General features: G+C 69.2%; 20 protein-coding genes. 6 read left to right on the forward strand and 14 right to left on the reverse strand.

All coding sequences use genetic code 11. The features are described 5' to 3' along the window. Window positions 1–59: 59 nt before the first annotated feature. Window positions 60–698, reverse strand: coding sequence for a TetR/AcrR family transcriptional regulator (locus ACIBG6_RS14885; RefSeq protein ID WP_317599185.1), 639 nt, complete (start codon window positions 696–698; stop codon window positions 60–62). 88 nt (window positions 699–786) lie between these two features. On the opposite strand from ACIBG6_RS14885, the gene ACIBG6_RS14890 reads away from it, so the two are divergent. The 3 genes from ACIBG6_RS14890 to ACIBG6_RS14900 are packed head-to-tail and all read left to right on the forward strand — an operon-like array spanning window position 787 to window position 2,904. Continuing rightward, a complete protein-coding gene (locus ACIBG6_RS14890; protein ID WP_399222991.1) occupies window positions 787–1,560 on the forward strand; it encodes an ABC transporter ATP-binding protein in 774 nt (257 codons plus the stop codon). An 8-nt stretch (window positions 1,561–1,568) separates the two neighbouring features. Then, window positions 1,569–2,318 (forward strand): ABC transporter permease, encoded by a 750-nt coding sequence (locus tag ACIBG6_RS14895; RefSeq protein ID WP_399222992.1) that lies wholly within the window; start codon window positions 1,569–1,571, stop codon window positions 2,316–2,318. 13 nt (window positions 2,319–2,331) lie between these two features. After that, window positions 2,332–2,904, forward strand: coding sequence for a cob(I)yrinic acid a,c-diamide adenosyltransferase (locus ACIBG6_RS14900; RefSeq protein ID WP_329621156.1), 573 nt, complete (start codon window positions 2,332–2,334; stop codon window positions 2,902–2,904). On the opposite strand, the gene ACIBG6_RS14905 is transcribed toward ACIBG6_RS14900, so the two are convergent. Further along, complete coding sequence (locus tag ACIBG6_RS14905; protein WP_399222993.1) at window positions 2,901–3,575, reverse strand: hypothetical protein; 675 nt, start codon at window positions 3,573–3,575, stop codon at window positions 2,901–2,903. The genes ACIBG6_RS14900 and ACIBG6_RS14905 overlap by 4 nt on opposite strands. Before the next feature lie 151 nt (window positions 3,576–3,726). On the opposite strand from ACIBG6_RS14905, the gene ACIBG6_RS14910 reads away from it, so the two are divergent. The 3 genes from ACIBG6_RS14910 (at window position 3,727) to ACIBG6_RS14920 (ending at window position 7,544) form a co-directional block, all read left to right on the forward strand. Then, window positions 3,727–4,923, forward strand: coding sequence for a sensor histidine kinase (locus ACIBG6_RS14910; RefSeq protein WP_399222994.1), 1,197 nt, complete (start codon window positions 3,727–3,729; stop codon window positions 4,921–4,923). Then, window positions 4,920–5,573 (forward strand): response regulator, encoded by a 654-nt coding sequence (locus tag ACIBG6_RS14915; protein WP_399222995.1) that lies wholly within the window; start codon window positions 4,920–4,922, stop codon window positions 5,571–5,573. Before ACIBG6_RS14910 ends, ACIBG6_RS14915 begins: the two co-directional genes overlap by 4 nt. A gap of 123 nt (window positions 5,574–5,696) precedes the next feature. Further along, window positions 5,697–7,544 carry a glycosyl hydrolase family 18 protein gene (locus ACIBG6_RS14920; protein ID WP_399222996.1) on the forward strand — a complete coding sequence of 616 codons (1,848 nt, stop codon included), beginning with the start codon at window positions 5,697–5,699 and terminating at the stop codon, window positions 7,542–7,544. A gap of 77 nt (window positions 7,545–7,621) precedes the next feature. Here ACIBG6_RS14920 and ACIBG6_RS14925 read toward each other — a convergent pair whose 3' ends face one another. The 12 genes from ACIBG6_RS14925 to glyA all read right to left on the reverse strand — a co-directional run bounded on the left by ACIBG6_RS14925 (window position 7,622) and on the right by glyA (window position 18,974). After that, window positions 7,622–8,068 (reverse strand): DUF2550 domain-containing protein, encoded by a 447-nt coding sequence (locus ACIBG6_RS14925; RefSeq protein ID WP_399222997.1) that lies wholly within the window; start codon window positions 8,066–8,068, stop codon window positions 7,622–7,624. Window positions 8,069–8,213: 145 nt separating this feature from the next. Further along, complete coding sequence (locus ACIBG6_RS14930) at window positions 8,214–8,588, reverse strand: F0F1 ATP synthase subunit epsilon (RefSeq protein ID WP_024761909.1); 375 nt, start codon at window positions 8,586–8,588, stop codon at window positions 8,214–8,216. A gap of 110 nt (window positions 8,589–8,698) precedes the next feature. Next, window positions 8,699–10,141, reverse strand: a complete 1,443-nt coding sequence (gene atpD / locus ACIBG6_RS14935) for a F0F1 ATP synthase subunit beta (protein WP_317599169.1) — start codon at window positions 10,139–10,141, stop codon at window positions 8,699–8,701. Next, window positions 10,141–11,058 carry a F0F1 ATP synthase subunit gamma gene (locus tag ACIBG6_RS14940; RefSeq protein WP_399222999.1) on the reverse strand — a complete coding sequence of 306 codons (918 nt, stop codon included), beginning with the start codon at window positions 11,056–11,058 and terminating at the stop codon, window positions 10,141–10,143. The genes atpD and ACIBG6_RS14940 overlap by 1 nt, the downstream gene beginning before the upstream one ends. A gap of 20 nt (window positions 11,059–11,078) precedes the next feature. Then, a complete protein-coding gene (gene atpA, locus ACIBG6_RS14945; protein ID WP_024761912.1) occupies window positions 11,079–12,677 on the reverse strand; it encodes a F0F1 ATP synthase subunit alpha in 1,599 nt (532 codons plus the stop codon). 144 nt (window positions 12,678–12,821) lie between these two features. After that, window positions 12,822–13,637, reverse strand: coding sequence for a F0F1 ATP synthase subunit delta (locus ACIBG6_RS14950; protein ID WP_399223001.1), 816 nt, complete (start codon window positions 13,635–13,637; stop codon window positions 12,822–12,824). Next, window positions 13,634–14,179 carry a F0F1 ATP synthase subunit B gene (locus ACIBG6_RS14955; protein ID WP_329621161.1) on the reverse strand — a complete coding sequence of 182 codons (546 nt, stop codon included), beginning with the start codon at window positions 14,177–14,179 and terminating at the stop codon, window positions 13,634–13,636. The genes ACIBG6_RS14950 and ACIBG6_RS14955 overlap by 4 nt, the downstream gene beginning before the upstream one ends. A gap of 40 nt (window positions 14,180–14,219) precedes the next feature. Then, entirely contained in the window at window positions 14,220–14,486 is a 267-nt protein-coding gene (atpE, locus tag ACIBG6_RS14960) for an ATP synthase F0 subunit C (RefSeq protein ID WP_055599282.1), read from the reverse strand. Between the two features lie 93 nt (window positions 14,487–14,579). After that, the gene (gene atpB / locus ACIBG6_RS14965; protein WP_024761916.1) at window positions 14,580–15,389 is read right to left on the reverse strand and encodes a F0F1 ATP synthase subunit A; all 810 of its coding nucleotides are present in this window, start codon (window positions 15,387–15,389) and stop codon (window positions 14,580–14,582) included. 225 nt (window positions 15,390–15,614) lie between these two features. After that, on the reverse strand, window positions 15,615–16,028 hold the full coding sequence (locus ACIBG6_RS14970) for a hypothetical protein (protein WP_399223002.1): 414 nt from the start codon (window positions 16,026–16,028) through the stop codon (window positions 15,615–15,617). 262 nt (window positions 16,029–16,290) lie between these two features. Beyond that, complete coding sequence (locus tag ACIBG6_RS14975) at window positions 16,291–17,619, reverse strand: MraY family glycosyltransferase (RefSeq protein ID WP_399223003.1); 1,329 nt, start codon at window positions 17,617–17,619, stop codon at window positions 16,291–16,293. Between the two features lie 107 nt (window positions 17,620–17,726). Beyond that, window positions 17,727–18,974: a serine hydroxymethyltransferase gene (gene glyA / locus ACIBG6_RS14980; RefSeq protein WP_399223004.1), complete on the reverse strand. Its 1,248-nt coding sequence runs from the start codon at window positions 18,972–18,974 to the stop codon at window positions 17,727–17,729. Window positions 18,975–19,144 lie beyond the last annotated feature (170 nt).

The raw sequence follows: 19,144 nt of genomic DNA on the forward strand, positions 1-19,144 counted from the left end.
GTAATGCGCGTCACGCCCTCTTTGACGGACGTCACACTCGCGACACCTCCTCCGCCCGCTCAGCCCTCGCGTACGGCGTACGTCAGGACCCTCTCGCTCAGCAGCTCCTCGATCTCGTCGAGGAGGACGAGGGCCTCGCGGGAGACGGTCGTCGCCTTGCGCCCCGCGGTCATCTCCCGGGTGATGTAGGCGACGACGGTGTTCTCGATCCAGGCGAGCTGGCCGCCGACGAGCAGCGGCAGCGGGTCGTCCCCGGCCGCCCCGGTCTCCTCGCGGAGGGTGGCGACGACGGCGTCGTGGACCTGCTGCTGAAGGTGGAAGAGCCGGGCCTTGAGGGTGGGGGCGTGCTCGATGACGTTCATGAAGGCGTCGAAGCCGTCCATGAGTCCGTAGGCGGGCGAGACGGCGCCGATGTCCTGGCGCAGTTCGCGCAGCACGGCCGCGGCGGCGGACTCGCCCCGGTCGCGGCCGCGGATCATCCGGGCGAGGCGCTGGGTGACGCCGTCCATGCGGTCGAGGAAGAGGTCCTCTTTGGCCGGAAAGTAGTTGTAGACGGTGTTGACGGAGACGTCCGCCGCCTCGGCGACGTCGGCGACGGTCACCGCCACGAAGCCGTGTTCCAGGAAGAGCCCGGTCGCGATGTCCGAGATCCGCTGCTTCGTCTCGCGCTTCTTGCGTTCCCTGAGTCCCTCGGCCATGCCCACATCCTAGGCTCCCTGAAATTTTGGACCACCTGAAAACTTGGTGACATTGCAAAATTGCAGTGACTCTGTTTTTGTAGTCGCCATGCCCATCATCAGTACGGCCGGGCTCGCCCGGACCTTCCCCGGCAAGAACGGCCCCGTGGAGGCCGTCCGCGGGATCGACCTGACCGTCCGGCCAGGCGAGATCCTCGGACTCCTCGGCCCCAACGGCGCCGGCAAGACGACCACCCTGCGGATGCTCACGACCCTGCTCCCGCCCACCGGCGGCGCCGCCACCGTCGCCGGCCACGACCTCGTCAAGGACCCCGCGGCCGTCCGCCGACGCATCGGATACGTGGCCCAGTCCGGCGGGCTCGACCCCCAGGAGACGGTCCGCTCCGAGCTCGTCCTCCAGGGCAGGCTCTACGGCCTCGACCGCACCCGCGCGACCGCCCGCGCCGAGGAACTCGCGGTGGACCTCCACCTCACGGAGCTCCTCGACCGGCCGACCCCGGCGCTCTCCGGCGGCCAGCGCCGCCGACTCGACCTCGCGATGGGGCTCACCCACCGGCCCGAGATCCTCTTCCTCGACGAGCCGACGACCGGCCTCGACCCCGGCAGCCGCGCCGACCTGTGGGCCCTGGTGCGGCGGCTGCGCGACGAGTACGGCACGACCGTCGTCCTCACCACGCACTACCTGGACGAGGCCGACGCGCTCGCCGACCGGCTCGTGATCGTGGACGAGGGCACGGTCGTCGCCGAGGGCAGCCCCGCCGCCCTCAAGGCCGCGCACGGCGCCGCCACCCTCCAGGACGCCTTCCTCGCCATCACCGGGCGCGGCCCGGCGCCCGTCGACACCACTCCCGTAGCCGTCTAGGACCCCTGATGCTTCTCCACGACACCGCGCTGCTCTTCGGGCGCTACGCCCGCCAGACCCTGCGCTCCCCGTTCCAGATCTTCTTCGGCGCCCTGATGCCGCTGCTCTACCTGTTCTTCTTCGGGCCCCTGCTCACCGGTCTCCCGCTGGGCCGCGAGGGCGACTCCTGGCAGATCCTCGTCCCCGGCCTGCTGCTCCAACTCGGCCTCTTCGGCGCCTCGTTCGCCGGGTTCTCGATCATCATGGAGAAGAACTGGGGCGTGTTCGACCGGATGCGGGTCACGCCGGTGAGCCGACTGGCGCTGCTGCTCGGCCGGGTCCTGCGGGACGCCGCGCTCTTCGTCTTCCAGGCGGTGCTGCTCGTCCTGGTGGCCGTCCCTATGGGCCTTCGGGCGCCGCTCCCCGGGATCCTGATCGGCTTCGGCTTCGTCGCCCTGCTCTCCGCGGCGCTCGCCTCGCTCTCGTACGCGCTGGCCCTGAAGCTGCCGAGCCCGCAGGAGTTCGGCCCCGCGATCAACACGCTCGCGATGCCGTCGATGCTGCTGTCGGGTCTGATGCTGCCGATGGCCCTCGCCCCCGGCTGGCTGGACGTGCTGTCGCACCTGATGCCGTTCCGCTATCTGGTGGACGCGGTCCGGGAGGTGTACATCGGCCACTACACGACGTCGGCCGTGCTGTACGGGGTGCTCGTCGCCCTCGCGCTGACGACGCTCGCCGTGACGGTCGGCACACGCACGTTCCGGAGCGCCGGTGCGTAACTAGGCTGGACCCATGGTCAATCTGACGCGCATCTACACCCGTACCGGCGACCAGGGCACCACGGCCCTCGGTGACATGAGCCGGACCGCCAAGACGGATCTGCGGATCTCGGCCTACGCCGACGCCAACGAGGCGAACGCCGTCATCGGCACGGCCGTCGCCCTCGGGCAGCTGGACGAGGAGGTCGTGAAGGTCCTCGTCCGCGTCCAGAACGACCTGTTCGACGTGGGGGCCGACCTCTGCACGCCCGTGGTGGAGGACCCCAAGTACCCGCCGCTGCGCGTCGAGCAGGCGTACGTCGACAAGCTGGAGGCCGACTGCGACCGCTTCCTCGAGGAGCTCGAGAAGCTGCGCTCCTTCATCCTGCCGGGCGGCACGCCCGGTGCGGCGCTGCTGCACCAGGCGTGCACGGTGGTCCGGCGGGCGGAGCGCTCCACCTGGGCGGCCCTGGAGGTGCACGGCGAGTCGATGAACGCGCTGACCGCCACGTACCTCAACCGCCTCTCAGACCTGCTCTTCATCCTCGCGCGAGCGGCGAACAAGGAGGTCGGGGACGTGCTCTGGGTCCCCGGCGGAGACCGCTAGTCCGACTGCCGCCCCATGCCGGGGGTCCGGGGGTCGCCCCCGGGGGATGCAGCATCCTCGCGCGAGCGGCGAACAAGGAGGTCGGGGACGTGCTCTGGGTCCCCGGCGGAGACCGCTGAGCCGTCTTCCGAGATCCCTTCCGGGGCCTTCTTCGGCCAGATCGCGTAGCTGAGCGCGATCAGGCCGTGGATGCCCACCGCCCGCCACGCGCCGAAGATCCAGCTCCGCAGCCCGTCGGTGTTCCCGTCGCCGCCGACGTACCAGATCGCCAGGAGCAGCAGCACGGAGGCGACGGACGCGGCGACCACCGAGCCGAGCCAGATGCTGCCCTCGTGGCGGGCGCGCGCCATGCCGTACTGCGGCGGCTTCGGGGGCGGCGGACCGCCGCCGAGGCGGTGGGCGGCGTGGCCGTCGAGCCACTTCACGGTCCGGTGGCCGTGGCCGACGGTGTAGCCGATGTACACGGCGGCGAGCCCGTGCCGCCAGCTCGGTTCGGCCCCGTTCTTGAGATCCATCACGGAGACGACCAGGAGCAGGACCTCCAGGAGCGGCTCGCACAGCAGCAGCGCCATGCCCGCCCGGGGCATCTTCAGGAGGTAGCGGGTGGCGAGGCCGGCGGCCAGCAGGACCCAGAAGCCCACCTCGCAGATCACGATCAGCGTGACGATCACGGTCTTCCCCTTTCGGTTCCCCCTCAGCGTCCCGTGGGATCCGGCGCGGTTCGTCGTCGCCGGTGACGAAGTCCGTCTACATCCTTCGACGGAGGGACGGATCGGCCCGGACGGGGAGGTCCGCGCACGTGGGGGCGTGTTGGATGGGTACGTGACGCTCCCCCGCCCGCACCGCATCGACGTGTTCATCGCCGCCACCGGCCTGGTCGGCGGCCTGATCCTGTGGTCGTTCGGTCTGTACGTGACCGGGGACCACGTCTTCGGGCAGCGCTGGGCGACGCTGATCCCGCTGACGGTGATGTCCGGCATGGAGGCCCTGCGCCGTACCGCTCCCCAGGTCGCCCTGATCGTCGGCACCCTGGCGATCGTCGGCGACCAGTTCACCAACGGCAATCTCGCCACGGTCCTGATGTTCACCGACGTGGTCTACGCGGCCGTGGTGTACGGCACGCCCGCCCAGGCCCGGCGCGTCCCGTACACCACCGGACTGATCACCGTCGCGACCACGGTGGGGTTCCTCGTCTGGTGGCAGAACGCGATCGCGCTCCTCGTCGGTGTGCTCACGGGCATGATCTCCTTCCTGCCGGCGGTGACGGGCGCGATCGTCCGCAACCACCGGGAGGCGGCGGACGCCGCCCGGCTGCGGGCCGAGCAGACCGCGCTCCTCGCCGAGATGGACCGGGCGCAGGCCGTGGTGGCCGAGCGGTCCCGGATGGCGCGCGAGCTGCACGACATGGTGGCCAACCACCTCTCCGCGATCGCGATCCACTCCACGGCCGCGCTCTCGCTCGACGAGCCGGCCACCACCCAGCAGGCGCTGACCGTGATCCGGGAGAACAGCGTGGCGGGTCTCGCCGAGATGCGGCGGCTGATCGGACTGCTGCGGGACGGCAGCGGGGACGCGGAGCCGGCCGCCGCGCCCACGCTCGCGGGCCTGGACGCGCTGGTGGCCCAGTCCGCGGCCAACGCGGAGCCGAGCGGTCTCGTCCTCGTCCTCGACGACACCCGGAAGAGCGCGGCGGGCCTCCCGGCGCCGGTGGAGCTGGCCGCGTACCGGATCGTGCAGGAGTCCCTGACGAACGCGCTCAAGCACGCGGCGCCCGGCGAGGTGCGGGTGACCCTGGGCCAGGATCCGGGCGCGCTGTGGGTCCGGGTGACGAGTCCGTACGGGACACGGTCCGGGCCGACCGCGCCCGGTTCGGGGGCCGGCCTGGTGGGGATGCGGGAGCGGGTGGCCCTGCTCGACGGGGTCTTCGAGGCGGGTCCGGTCACGGACGACGAGGGACGCAAGAGATGGCGGGTCCGGGCGGAACTGCCCGTACGCGCGAACGACGAGGAGCGGGTATGACGGTGCGGGTGCTGGTCGCCGAGGACCAGAGCGCGGTACGGGCGGGACTCGTCCTGATCCTGGGCAGCGCCCCGGACATCGAGGTCGTCGGAGAGGCGGCGGACGGGGAGCGCGCGGTGGAGCTGGCCCGCGAACTGCGCCCCGACCTGGTCCTCATGGACGTGCAGATGCCGCGGATGGACGGGGTGACGGCGACCGGGATCGTCGTCTCGGAGGGGCTGGCGGACGTGCTCGTCCTGACGACCTTCGATCTGGACACGTACGTCTTCGGGGCGCTGCGGGCGGGCGCCGCGGGCTTCCTGCTGAAGAACGCGGAAGCGCGGGAGCTGATCGAGGCGGTGCGGACGGTGGCGCGCGGCGAGGGGCTCATCGCCCCGGCGGTGACCCGGCGGCTGATCGCCGAGTTCGCCGCGACCGGCCGCCCGGCGCGCGCGACGTCCGGGACGGACCCGGCGGTGCTCGACGCCCTGACGCCCCGGGAGCGCGAGGTGCTGTCGGCGCTGGGCGGGGGTCTGTCGAACGCGGAGATCGCGGTACGCCTCGACATGGCGGAGGCGACGGTGAAGACGCACGTCAGCAAGGTGCTGGGGAAGCTGGAGCTGCGCAGCAGGGTCCAAGCGGCGGTCCTGGCACAGGAGTTGGGCGTCTAAGGGGACATCGGCAACGTTGGTCTGGACCTCTTGACGATTGGTCCAGACCTTCCTACGCTCGCGGGGCGCGCGCATCTTCACGGACCACCCCCACCTTGTCCGTCCGCAACTTGAGGAGCACCGTTGAGCACTCAAGCACCGACGCGCAGAACAGGGTTCAGACACCGGGCCGCCGCCGGTCTGACCGCCCTGATCCTGCCGCTGGCCGCCATGGTCGGCCTCGCCACCCCCGCCGAAGCGGCCACCTCGGCCACGGCGACCTACACCAAGACCCAGGACTGGGGCACCGGTTTCGGCGCCAACTGGACCGTCAAGAACACCGGCACCACCACCATCAGCTCCTGGACCGTCGAGTGGGACTACCCCGCCGGCACCGCGGTCACCTCCGCCTGGGACGCCACCGTCACCAGCTCCGGAAACCACTGGACCGCCAAGAACGTCGGCTGGAACGGGACCCTCGCGCCCGGCGCCTCCGTCTCCTTCGGCTACAACGGCTCCGGCCCGGGCGCGCCCACCGGTTGTAAGATCAACGGCGCCGCCTGCGACGGCACCTCCCAGCCGGGCGACAACCCGCCCTCGGCCCCCGGCACCCCGGTCGCGTCCAACATCACCGACACCTCGGTGAAGCTGACCTGGACCGCCGCGACCGACGACAAGGGCGTCAAGAACTACGACGTCCTGCGGGACGGCACGAAGGTCACGACCCTCACCGGTCTGACGTACACCGACCAGGGTCTGACGGCCGGCACCGACTACAGCTACACGGTCGTCGCCCGCGACACCATCGACCAGACCGGCCCCGCCGCCGGCCCGGTCCCCGTCCGCACCACCGGCGGAGGCGGCGGCACCCCGCTCCCCAACGCGGTGAAGATGGGTTACTTCACCAACTGGGGCGTCTACGGCCGCAACTACCACGTGAAGAACATCGTGACCTCGGGCTCCGCGTCCAAGATCACCCACATCAACTACGCCTTCGGCAACGTCACGGGCGGCAAGTGCACCATCGGTGACGCCTACGCCGACTACGACAAGGCCTACACCGCCGACCAGTCCGTCGACGGCGTCGCCGACACCTGGGACCAGCCGCTGCGCGGCAACTTCAACCAGCTGCGCAAGCTGAAGAAGGCCTACCCGAACATCAAGATCCTCTGGTCCTTCGGCGGCTGGACCTGGTCCGGCGGCTTCGGCCAGGCGATGCAGAACCCGACCGCCTTCGCCCAGTCCTGCTACGACCTGGTCGAGGACCCGCGCTGGGCCGACGTCTTCGACGGCATCGACCTGGACTGGGAGTACCCGAACGCCTGCGGTCTGTCCTGTGACACCAGCGGCGCCGCATCCTTCAAGAACATGATGCAGGCCATGCGCGCCAAGTTCGGTGCCAACAACCTGGTCACCGCGGCCGTCACGGCCGACGCCTCCCCCGGCGGCAAGATCGACGCCGCCGACTACGCGGGCGCCGCGCAGTACATGAACTGGTTCAACGTCATGACGTACGACTTCTTCGGCGCCTGGGCGGCGCAGGGTCCGACGGCCCCGCACTCCCCGCTCACCTCGTACGCCGGCATCCCGCAGGCGGGCTTCAACTCCGCCGAGGCGATCGCCAAGTTCAAGGCGAAGGGCGTCCCCGCCTCCAAGCTCCTCCTCGGCATCGGCTTCTACGGCCGTGGCTGGACCGGCGTCACCCAGGCCGCCCCCGGCGGCACGGCGACCGGTCCCGCGACGGGCACCTACGAGCCGGGCATCGAGGACTACAAGGTCCTGAAGACCTCCTGCCCGGCCACCGGAACCGTCGCGGGCACGGCGTACGCCAAGTGCGGCACCAACTGGTGGAGCTACGACACCCCGGCCACGGTCACGTCCAAGATGAGCTGGGCGAAGAACCAGGGCCTGGGCGGCGCGTTCTTCTGGGAGTTCAGCGGTGACACCGGCAACGGCGAACTCGTCGGCGCCATCAACACCGGCCTGAACTAACACGAACGACTAGCAGGCAGTACAACGAAGCGGGGGCCGGCGCAGCACGCCGACCCCCGCTTCTTCACGTATACGTCCTACGCCACGTTCACCCTCTGGCCGGGAGGCGCCGCCTCGAGCCAGGCCATGAAGCCGGTCCGGGCGTCCTCGCTCATCGCGAGCTCCAGCCGGACACCGCCGTACGTACAGGCCTGGATCACCGCGTCGGAGAGCAGCGCGAGCTCTTCCTCGCCCTCCGGCATCCGGCGCTCCAGGGCCACGATGGCCGAGCGCTCCAGGACACGGCGCGGGCGGGGCGCGTAGGAGAAGACACGGAACCAGGCGATCTCGTCACCGCTGTAGCGGGCGACGCCGTACACCCAGCCCTTGCCGGTCGGGTCCGGCTCGTCGGGGATGTCCCAGCGCAGGGAGCAGTCGAAGGTGCCGCCGGCGCGCTGGATCAGCCTCCTGCGCAAGCCGAAGACGAAGAGCCCGATCACCACCAGTGCGACGACCAGGCCGCACACGAGCAGAGCGAGGAACATCTTCACCGACCTCCTCGCTGCGTCCCGTAGCCGGCACAGCCGGCCGAACCGAAATACACGTGCATCTGCATCGCCTCAGCCGCGGCACGGTCTGGATAATTCCAGCCGTGCCGCGGCTGAGGGCACTTCTACTCGGCGCGGACCGTCAGCGGACCGCTACCGCGCGCAGCCGGACATCGGCGCGCCGCTCGGCGGCGGCGTCGGAGTCCGACTTCGCACGCTCCAGCGCGCGCTCGGCGCGCTGGGCGTCGATCTCGTCCGCCAGCTCGCAGATCTCCGCGAGCAGAGACAGCTTGTCGTCGGCGAAGGAGATGAATCCGCCGTGGACGGCGGCGACGACGGTCGCGCCCTCACTGGTACGGATGGTCACCGGGCCCGACTCCAGCACACCGAGCAGCGGCTGGTGGCCGGGCATGACGCCGATGTCGCCGGAGGTGGTACGCGCGATGACCAAGGTGGCCTCGCCGGACCAGACACTCCGGTCCGCGGCGACCAGCTCGACGTGCAGCTCAGCAGCCAAGGGTGGCTCCTCGGGTCACCACCCGGCGGTCGTGCCGGGTGTTGGGGTCAATTCTAATGGGCGTGGTGAGGGGGGCGGGACCGGATCCCGCCCCCCTCGGAGCACGGGGCTCAGGAGACGCCAAGCTCCTTGGCGTTCTTCCGGAGGTCCTCGATGCCACCACACATGAAGAAGGCCTGCTCGGGGAAGTGGTCGTACTCACCGTCGCAGATCGCGTTGAACGCGGCGATCGACTCGTCGAGCGGAACGTCCGAACCGTCCACACCGGTGAACTGCTTCGCCGCGTGGGTGTTCTGGGACAGGAAGCGCTCGACACGGCGGGCGCGGTGGACAACGAGCTTGTCCTCCTCGCTCAGCTCGTCGATACCGAGAATCGCGATGATGTCCTGGAGGTCCTTGTACTTCTGCAGGATTCCCTTGACGCGCGTGGCGGCGTCGTAGTGGTCCTGCGCGATGTAGCGCGGGTCCAGGATCCGGGACGTGGAGTCCAGCGGGTCCACGGCCGGGTAGATGCCCTTCTCGGAGATCGGACGGGAAAGAACCGTCGTCGCGTCGAGGTGGGCGAAGGTGGTGGCCGGAGCCGGGTCGGTCAGGTCGTCCGCGGGGACGTAGATCGCCTGCATCGAGGTAATCGAGTGACCACGGGTCGAGGTGATGCGCTCCTGGAGGAGACCCATCTCGTCGGCCAGGTTCGGCTGGTAACCCACCGCGGAGGGCATACGGCCGAGCAGGGTCGACACCTCGGAACCGGCCTGGGTGAAGCGGAAGATGTTGTCGATGAAGAAGAGAACATCCTGCTTCTGCACATCGCGGAAGTACTCCGCCATGGTCAGACCGGCAAGGGCGACGCGGAGACGCGTGCCCGGCGGCTCGTCCATCTGGCCGAAGACGAGCGCGGTCTTGTCCAGAACGCCCGCTTCTTCCATCTCGACCATGAGGTCGTTGCCCTCACGGGTGCGCTCGCCGACGCCCGCGAAGACCGAGACACCGTCGTGCAGCTTGGCCACACGGACGATCATTTCCTGGATCAGAACGGTCTTGCCGACACCGGCACCACCGAACAGACCGATCTTTCCACCCTTGACGTACGGGGTGAGAAGGTCGACGACCTTCAGGCCGGTCTCGAACATCTCGGTCTTGGACTCGAGCTGGTCGAAGGCCGGGGCCTTGCGGTGGATCGTCCAGCGCGGCGCGTCGGCCACGGTGGAGGCATCGTCGTTCAGCACCTCACCCAGCGTGTTGAACACACGGCCCTTGGTGACGTCACCGACGGGAACGGTGATGCCCGTGCCGGTGTCGGTCACCGGGGCCTGGCGGACCAGGCCGTCGGTGGGCTGCATGGAGATGGCGCGGACGACGCCGTCACCGAGGTGCTGGGCGACCTCGAGGGTCAGCGTCTTGGTCGCGCCCTCCTCGGTCGGGTCCATGACCTCGACGTGCAGCGCGTTGTAGATCGCCGGCATCGCGTCGACGGGGAACTCCACGTCGACGACCGGGCCGATGACCCGGGCGACGCGGCCCGTGGCGGCGGCCGTCTCAACAGTGGTCGTCATTACTTGTCACTCCCCGCGGTCGCGTCGGCCAGGGCTGCGGTGCCACCGACGATCTCGCTGATTTCCTGGGTGATTTCGGCCTGGCGGGCCGCGTTGGCAAGTCGGGAGAGATTGTTGATCAAGTCTCCCGCGTTGTCGGTCGCCGACTTCATCGCGCGGCGCGTGGCGGCGTGCTTGGAAGCAGCCGACTGGAGCAGCGCGTTGTAGATACGGCTCTCGACGTACCGGGGCAGCAGGGCGTCGAGGACGTCCTCCGCCGACGGCTCGAAGTCGTACAGCGGACGGAGCGTGTCCGAGCCGCCGGCCTCCTTCGCCACCTCGTCGAGGCTGAGGGGCAGCAGCCGGGCCTCGACCGCCGTCTGCGTCATCATCGAGACGAACTCGGTGTAGACGATGTGGAGCTCGTCCACACCACCCTCCGCCGTGTCCTTCTCGATCGCCTCGATCAGCGGTGCCGCGATCGTCTTGGCGTCGCCGTACGACGGCTGGTCCGTGAACCCGGTCCACGTACCGGCCAGCTTCCGCTCGCGGAAGTTGTAGTGCGCGATGCCACGACGGCCGACGACGTAGACGGTGACCTCGCGGCCCTCGCCCTCCAGCTTCGCCGTCAGCTTTTCCGCCGCCTTGATGGCGTTGGAGTTGAAGGCGCCGGCCAGACCGCGGTCGCTCGAGAGGAGCAGGACCGCGGCACGGATCGGGTTCTCCGCCTCGGTGGTCAGCGGGTGCTTGTCATTCGCACCCGTGGCCACCGCCGTGACCGCGCGGGTCAGCTCGGTCGCGTACGGAGTCGATGCCTGTACCTTGCGCTGCGCCTTGACGACACGCGAGGCGGCGATCATCTCCATCGCCTTGGTGATCTTCTTCGTCGCGGTGACGGATTTGATGCGACGCTTGTAGACCCGGAGCTGCGCTCCCATGAGTCAGGTCCCTTCCGTCGTCACTTCGAGACGTTGACGGCGGCAGGAGCGTCCTCGCCCAGCAGCTTGCCGTCAGAGGTCTCGAACTGCTTCTTGAACTCCGCGATGGCGTCACCGACGGACTGCAGGGTGTCGTCGGACATCTTGCCGCCCTCACGGATGGAGGTCATGAGACCCGAGTGGTTCTGGCGGAGGTACGCCAGGAGCTCGGCCTCGAAGCGACGGATGTCGACGACCGGGACGTCGTCCATCTTGCCGGTGGTGCCGGCCCAGACGGAGACGACCTGGTTCTCGGTGGGCATCGGCTGGTACTGAGCCTGCTTGAGCAGCTCGACCATGCGCTGTCCACGCTCCAGCTGCGCCTTGGAGGCGGCGTCCAGGTCCGAACCGAAGGCGGCGAACGCCTCGAGCTCACGGAACTGGGCCAGGTCCACGCGGAGGCGGCCGGAGATCTGCTTCATCGCCTTGTGCTGGGCGGAGCCACCGACGCGGGAGACCGAGATACCGACGTTCAGGGCCGGGCGCTGGCCGGCGTTGAACAGGTCGGACTCCAGGAAGCACTGGCCGTCGGTGATGGAGATGACGTTGGTCGGGATGAACGCCGACACGTCGTTCGCCTTGGTCTCGACGATCGGCAGACCGGTCATCGAACCGGCACCGAGCTCGTCCGAGAGCTTCGCGCAGCGCTCGAGCAGACGCGAGTGCAGGTAGAAGACGTCACCCGGGTAGGCCTCACGGCCCGGCGGGCGGCGCAGCAGCAGCGACACGGCGCGGTAGGCGTCGGCCTGCTTCGACAGGTCATCGAAGACGATCAGGACGTGCTTGCCCTGGTACATCCAGTGCTGACCGATGGCGGAACCGGTGTACGGCGCCAGGTACTTGAAGCCGGCCGGGTCGGACGCCGGGGCGGCGACGATCGTCGTGTACTCGAGCGCACCGGCCTCTTCCAGGGCGCCGCGAACGGACGCGATGGTCGAGCCCTTCTGGCCGACGGCGACGTAGATGCAGCGAACCTGCTTGTTCACGTCGCCCGAGCGCCAGTTGTCGCGCTGGTTGATGATCGTGTCGACACACAGAGCGGTCTTGCCGGTCTGACGGTCACCGATGATCAGCTGACGCTGACCACGGCCGACCGGCGTCATGGCGTCGACGGCCTTGTAGCCGGTCTCCATCGGCTCGTGCACCGACTTACGGGCCATAACGCCCGGGGCCTGCAGCTCGAGGGCACGGCGGCCCTCGGTCGCGATCTCGCCGAGGCCGTCGATCGGGTTGCCGAGCGGGTCGACAACGCGGCCGAGGTAGCCCTCACCGACACCGACGGAGAGGACCTCGCCGGTGCGCTGCACCGACTGTCCCTCCTCGATGCCGCTGAATTCGCCGAGGACGATCGCACCGATCTCGCGCTCTTCGAGGTTCAGCGCGAGGCCGAGGGTGCCGTCCTCGAACTTCAGCAGCTCGTTCGCCATGGCCGAGGGAAGACCCTCGACCTTCGCGATGCCGTCGCCGGCCAGGCTGACCGTGCCGACCTCCTCGCGCGAGGCCGCGTCCGGCTGGTACGACTGGACAAAGTTCTCCAGTGCGTCCCGGATCTCCTCCGGCCGGATCGTGAGCTCCGCCATCTGGGTTCCCTGCTCTCCTTGTTGGGCCCGAAGTTTCTTAAGGGGTCTGGGGGCCGACCCCCAGGAATCTTCTGCAATCTCTGCACGGCCCAACCGGGCCGCTGGTGATGCTGTGACGCTTGTTGCTTTTGGTGGCTGCAGCCGTCAGCCGGCCAGTCGCCGGGTCGCCTCGCCGAGGCGCTCCGCGATGGTCCCGTTGATGACCTCGTCGCCGACCTGCACCGTGATCCCGCCGAGGACCGCCGGGTCCACGTCGAGGTTCAGGTGCATCTCCCGGCCGTACAGCTTGGCCAGAACGGCACCGAGGCGCTGCTTCTGCTGGTCGGACAGCGGCACCGCCGTGGTGACGACGGCGACCATCCGGTTCCGGCGCGCCGCGGCGAGCTTGGAGAGGGACTCGAGTCCCGCTTCCAGGCTACGTCCCCGGGGCTGGGTCACCAGACGGACGACCAGACGCTCGGTGGTCGCGTGGGCCTTGCCGCCGAGCAGGCTGCGGAGCAGCGCGCCCTTGGCGGTGGCCGTGGCGGCCTTGTCCGTCAGCGCCGAGCGGAGCTCGGGGCTGGAGGACACGATCCGGCCGAACCGGAACAGCTCGTCCTCGACGTCATCGAGCGCTCCCGCCTTCTGCGCCGCGGTGAGGTCGGCGATGCTCGCCAGCTCCTCCGTGACGTCGACGAGGTCACGCGAACGCGACCAGCGGTTGCGCACCATGCCCGAGACCAGGTCGACGGTCTCGCCGCCCACCTGACCGCTCAGGAGTCGCTGCGCGAGCTCGGCCTTGGCCTCACCCGACTGTGCGGGGTCGGTCAGGACCCGGCGCAGCGACACCTCGCGGTCGAGGAGCGCGGTGACGGCGGTCAGCTCGTCCGAGAGCTTCGTCGCGTCGGCCGACGTGTTGTCGGTCAGCGCGTCGAGGGACTCGCGGGCGGCGGACAGTGCCTCGCGGCTCGCTCCGTTCATCGGACGGCCTCTGCCTTCTCCTCGAGCTCATCGAGGAAGCGGTCGATCGTCCGGCTCTGGCGGGCGGTGTCCTCGAGGGACTCGCCGACCAGCTTGCCGGCCAGGTCGGTGGCGAGCTTGCCCACGTCCTGACGCAGCGACGCGGACGCGGCCTTGCGGTCGGCCTCGATCTGCGAGTGGCCGGCCGCGATGATCTCCTCGCGCTGGCGCTGGCCTTCCGCCTTCATCTCCTGGATGATCGCGGTGCCCTGCTCCGTCGCCTCCTGGCGAAGACGCGCGGCCTCGTGGCGGGCCTCGGCGAGCTGGGCCTTGTACTGCTCCAGCACGCTCTGGGCCTCGATCTGGGCCGACTCGGCCTTCTCGATGCCACCCTCGATGGCCTCGCGACGCTCGTCCAGAACCTTGTTGATGTTCGGGAGGAGCTTCTTGGCGAGGAAGCCGAAGACGATGACGAAGGCGATCAGGCCGATGACGAGCTCGTCAAGATGCGGCAGCAGAGGAGGCTGGGGCTCCTCCGCCTGCGCAAGAAGAAGCGCGTTCACATCAGTGCCTTCCGTAAAAGAATCGGGCTGTCGGTCCGGCTTACTGGTAGACGAAGCCCATGACGATGCCGATGAGGGCGAGCGCCTCACAGAACGCGAAGCCCATGATCTGGTTGGTGCGGATCAGGCCGGCAGCCTCGGGCTGGCGGGCGAGCGCCTGCGTACCGTTACCGAAGATGATGCCGACGCCGACGCCGGGGCCGATCGCGGCGAGGCCGTAGCCGATGGACGCGACGTTGCCGACGAGGGTGGTCTTGGCGGAGTCACCGGGGGCGGCGAGGTTGACCAGTTCGAGAGCAGCGGACATGCCGTTACTTCCTTCTCTTTCAATGACCCGGTGGGGGTTGGCCACCGGACGACTGTTGGATTGGGGGTGAAGCTACGATCCGGGACGGATCGCTCAGTGGTGCTCGGAGAGCGCGCCCTGGATGTAGCTGCAGGCCAGGAGGACGAAGACGTACGCCTGGACGGCCTGGATGAAGAGCTCGAAGGCGGTCATCACGAGGACCATCACGAACGAGGCGCCGGCGTAGACGAAGCCGAGGCCGTTCATGAGGTACCAGGTGGCCAGCGAGAACATCACGATCAGCAGGTGACCGGCGAACATGTTCGCGAACAGTCGCACCGCGTGCGTGAAGGGCCGGATCAGGAGGTTCGAGAAGAACTCGAGGACGACGACCATCGGGAGAATGGCACCGAGGGACTTGTCGTAACCGACGATGTTCTTCCAGCCGCCCACGAAGCCGTGCTTCTTGAAGGTGAGCGAGATCCACATGACGTACACGATCAGCGCGAGACCGGCCGGGAAGGCGATCAGCGAGGTGACCGGGAACTGGGCGAGCGGAACGATCGACCAGAGGTTCATGATCCAGACGAAGAAGAACAACGACACCATGAAGGGGACGTACTTCTCGCCGTCCTTCTTGCCGATGATCTCGTAGACGATGCCGCGGCGCACGAAGTCGTAACCGGCCTCGCCGACCATCTGCATCTTGCCGGGGATCAGCTTGGGCTTGTTGAAGGCGGCCCAGAAGAACCCGACGACCACGATCGACCCGAGCACGGCGAGCAGCATCGGCTTCGTGATCTCGATGCCGGCCACCGTGGCGATGGGCTCGTACATGAACGTGTGCAGGCCCGGAGCCGGGAAGCCGCATCCACTGAAGATGTGGCAATCCGGGTCGAAGGCAAGCGTCTGGTCAGCACTCACCGCGGGCTCCTTCAGCGTGGCGCATAGGTACGGCAACCTCGTTGTGTCGGCGCGGCACGCAGCCGCGGGTCGGCACTGGACTGGTCTTACGGATAAGGGGGCGGCGGTTCGGCATCGAGCCTCGCGCTGGGACAGGCGTCAGCTCGGATGCCCGCGCCCGCAGTGCCGCAGTTGGCACCGGACGATAGCAGGAAGCCGAACGTGGCTTTATCCCGGCCCTACCCTTCACGACTTCGACCCCGTGTTTCCGGGGTCGATGTACGTGATCTTGGCCTTCATGTACGCACGGGCCTGCGCGGCGACCCACACCACGGTCGTCGCGAGCAGCGTGAAGGCGAAGGCCTTGAAGTCGAACAGCGTCGTGTTCTTGAGCAAGGCAAGGAAGATGAAGAGCACCAGCAGCTGGGCCGTGTAGAGCATCAGCCCCATGGCCTGGAAGAGGTGCGGAAGCGACTTCGCCGTCCGCTGCAGAACCAACTGCCCGATACCCATGAAGAGGATCACGACCAGAGTGCCGACGACGGCGCCGATCGCCCCCTTGCCACCCGCGAGCACGCCGCTGATGACCGTGGCGACAACGCCGACGACAGCGGTGGGAACGATGGTGTGCAGAAGGATGCGTGCGTCGTTGGACGGCATGGCGGTGTCTCCGCTTGCTGGAGGGGGCGATGGTGTCGTCATGGACGAGCGTAAGCCCGGTCCGAGGTGGGTCTCGGGGCCAACGGACCGTCGCACTACGGTCTTTCGGCACTGTCGCCGGGTCTCGTGAACGGTATCACAAACTATTTGAGTAGTTCTTTACCCGTAAGGTGTGCCAACTGTCACACATGAGGGCTACTCCGCGCGTGTGTGCACGGCGCGAGGGCGAGTTGTCTGGTAATGGCCGCCGAAGCGGCTTTCGTCAACTCGGCGTTCCGGCCTTCCGCCGATCGGAGAAGCGCCCGCGGTTGCCGATGGCGGTGGCCCCGTGGAGCCCCGCAGGCACCGGAACCCGCTCCTCCGTCATGTCCGCGCCCTCGTCGGCCTGGACGCTCGCGGCGACCTCCGGTACGGGGGCCGGCTTGCGGCGCCGGTAGCGCGGCGGGACGACGGCCTGCGCCCAGCGCGGGGCGCGCGGCGTGAAGCGCGGCAGCAGGAGCAGCACCAGACCGATCGCGCTGAGCACGGTGATGCCGAGGACGATCCACATCGAGGCCGAGTGGACCGAGTACGCCAGCGTCCCGAAGGCGATCAGCGCCGACCAGAAGTACATGATCAGCACCGCGCGGCTGTGCGAGTGCCCGATCTCCAGGAGCCGGTGGTGCAGGTGCCCGCGGTCGGCCGCGAACGGCGACTGGCCCTTCCACGTACGGCGCACGATCGCGAGGACCAGGTCGGCCATCGGGATCGCGATGATCGTGAGCGGCAGCACCAGGGGGATGAAGACGGGCAGGGCGGCGTGGGTGGCCTGCCGGGTCGAGCCCTCGAAGATCTTCAGCGCGTCCGGGTCGACCTGGCCGGTGATCGAGATCGCCGAGGCGGCCAGGATCAGACCGATCAGCATCGAGCCCGAGTCGCCCATGAAGATCCGCGCCGGGTGCATGTTGTGCGGCAGGAAGCCCAGGCACATGCCCATGAGGATGGCGGTGAAGAGCGTCGCGGGGGCGGCGGCCTCGATCGTGTAGCCGTACCAGAGCCGGTAGGCGTACAGGAAGAAGGCCGCGGCGGCGATGCAGACCATCCCGGCGGCGAGGCCGTCGAGACCGTCGACGAAGTTGACGGCGTTGATGGTGACGACGACCAGGGCGACCGTCAGGAGCGTGCCCTGCCCCGGGGTCAGGGAGACGACGCCGACGCCGGGGATCGGCAGCCACAGGATCGTCAGACCCTGCGCGACCATCACGCCCGCCGAGATCATCTGCGCGCCCAGCTTGATGAGCGCGTCCAGCTCGAACTTGTCGTCGAGGACGCCGATCAGCCAGATCAGCGCGGCGCCGGAGAGCAGCGCGCGCGGTTCGTTGGACAGTTCGAAGACGCTGCTCAGGTTCTGCAGGTGGTCGGCGACGAGCAAGCCCGTGCACAGCCCGAAGAACATGGCGATGCCACCGAGCCGCGGAGTCGGTTCTCGGTGTACGTCGCGGGCGCGGATCTCCGGCATCGCCCCGGTCGCGATGGCGAACTTCCGCACCGGACCGGTGAGGAGGTAAGTCACCGCGGCCGTGACACAGAGCGTCAGCAGGTAATCACGCACGGGCTGCCCCACAGGAATCGCTGGCCATCTCAGCCCCACACCCTAGCCGTGCCGTCCATGTGCTTGGAGACACGCGGGCCACCCGAACGGTTGCGCTCGGGTCTTCCTCAGCGTCCGAACGGGGGAAATCGGCCGGTCAGGGCACGTACTTCCGCCCTGGCCCGGGCGGTCTCGGCGGGCTCATCCCGTAGCGCGGCGGTGAACAGTGCGGCAATTCTCGCCATCTCCGGGGCGCCCATGCCCTGCGTGGTGACGGCGGCCGTGCCGAGCCGGATGCCGCGCCCTTCCCCGTAGGGCAGGGCGCAGGTGTCGAGCACCATGCCGGCGGCGGCCAGTCGGGCGCGTGCGGTGCGGCCGTCGACGCCGAGGGGCGCGGGGTCGGCGGTGATGAGGTGGGTGTCGGTCCCGCCGGTGGTGAGCGCGAAGCCCTCGGCGGCGAGCGCGGCGGCGAGGACCCGTGCGTGTTCCACCACCTGATGGGCGTACGTGGCGAACGCCGGAGTGGACGCCTCGCCGAACGCCACCGCCTTGGCCGCGATCGTGTGCATCTGGGCGCCGCCCTGGGTGAACGGGAAGACGGCCCGGTCGATCCGGCCCGCGAGCTCCTCCCCGCAGAGGATCATCCCGCCGCGCGGCCCGCGCAGCACCTTGTGGGTGGTGGCGCAGACGACGTCGGCGTGCGGGACGGGGCTGGGTGCCGCTCCCCCGGCGACCAGCCCGATCGGGTGGGCCGCGTCGGCGATCAGGTACGCCCCGACCTCGTCGGCGATCTCGCGGAAGATCCGGTAGTCGAGGTGGCGGGGGTAGGAGATGGAGCCACAGACGATCGCCTTGGGACGGTGGTGCCGGGCGAGCGCGGCGACCTGCTCGTAGTCGACGAGGCCGGTCTCGGCGTCGACCCCGTACGGGACGAAGTCGAACCACCGGCCGGAGAAGTTGGCGGGCGAACCGTGGGTGAGGTGCCCGCCGTGCTCAAGACCCATGGCCAGGACCGTGTCACCGGGCCTGAGAAGCGCCGCGTACGCCGCCAGGACGGCCGAGGAGCCCGAGTGCGCCTGGACGTTCGCGTGCTCGGCTCCGAAGAGCGCGGTGGCCCGTTCCACGGCGATCCGCTCGGCGGCGTCGGCGTACTCGCAGCCGCCGTGATGGCGGGCGCCGGGGTAGCCCTCGGCGTACTTGTTGGCGAGCGGGGAACCGAGGGCGGCGAGGACGGCGGGCGAGGCGAAGTTCTCCGCGGCGATCAGCTGCAGACTGTCGCTCTGCCGCCGCACCTCGCCGAGCAGCACATCGGCGATCTCCGGGTCCTGCCGGCGCAGGACGTCGAGATCCTCATCGGGGGGCGCGGTGACCGGCATGCCCCCAATGTAGACACGCACCCCCGTCGGCGCGCGGCGACGGCGCCCCACACACGCTCAGTCGCGCGCGGCCACACCCGTCAGCGCCGTCACCACAGGGTCCAGTGCCTGGTTGAGCCCCTCTTCTCGACGCGCCCCTCGCACCGCTCGGCCCCAAGAGGGCCTCCCCG

It is taken from the genome of Streptomyces sp. NPDC050842 (assembly GCF_044456565.1).
GTDB lineage: Bacteria > Actinomycetota > Actinomycetes > Streptomycetales > Streptomycetaceae > Streptomyces.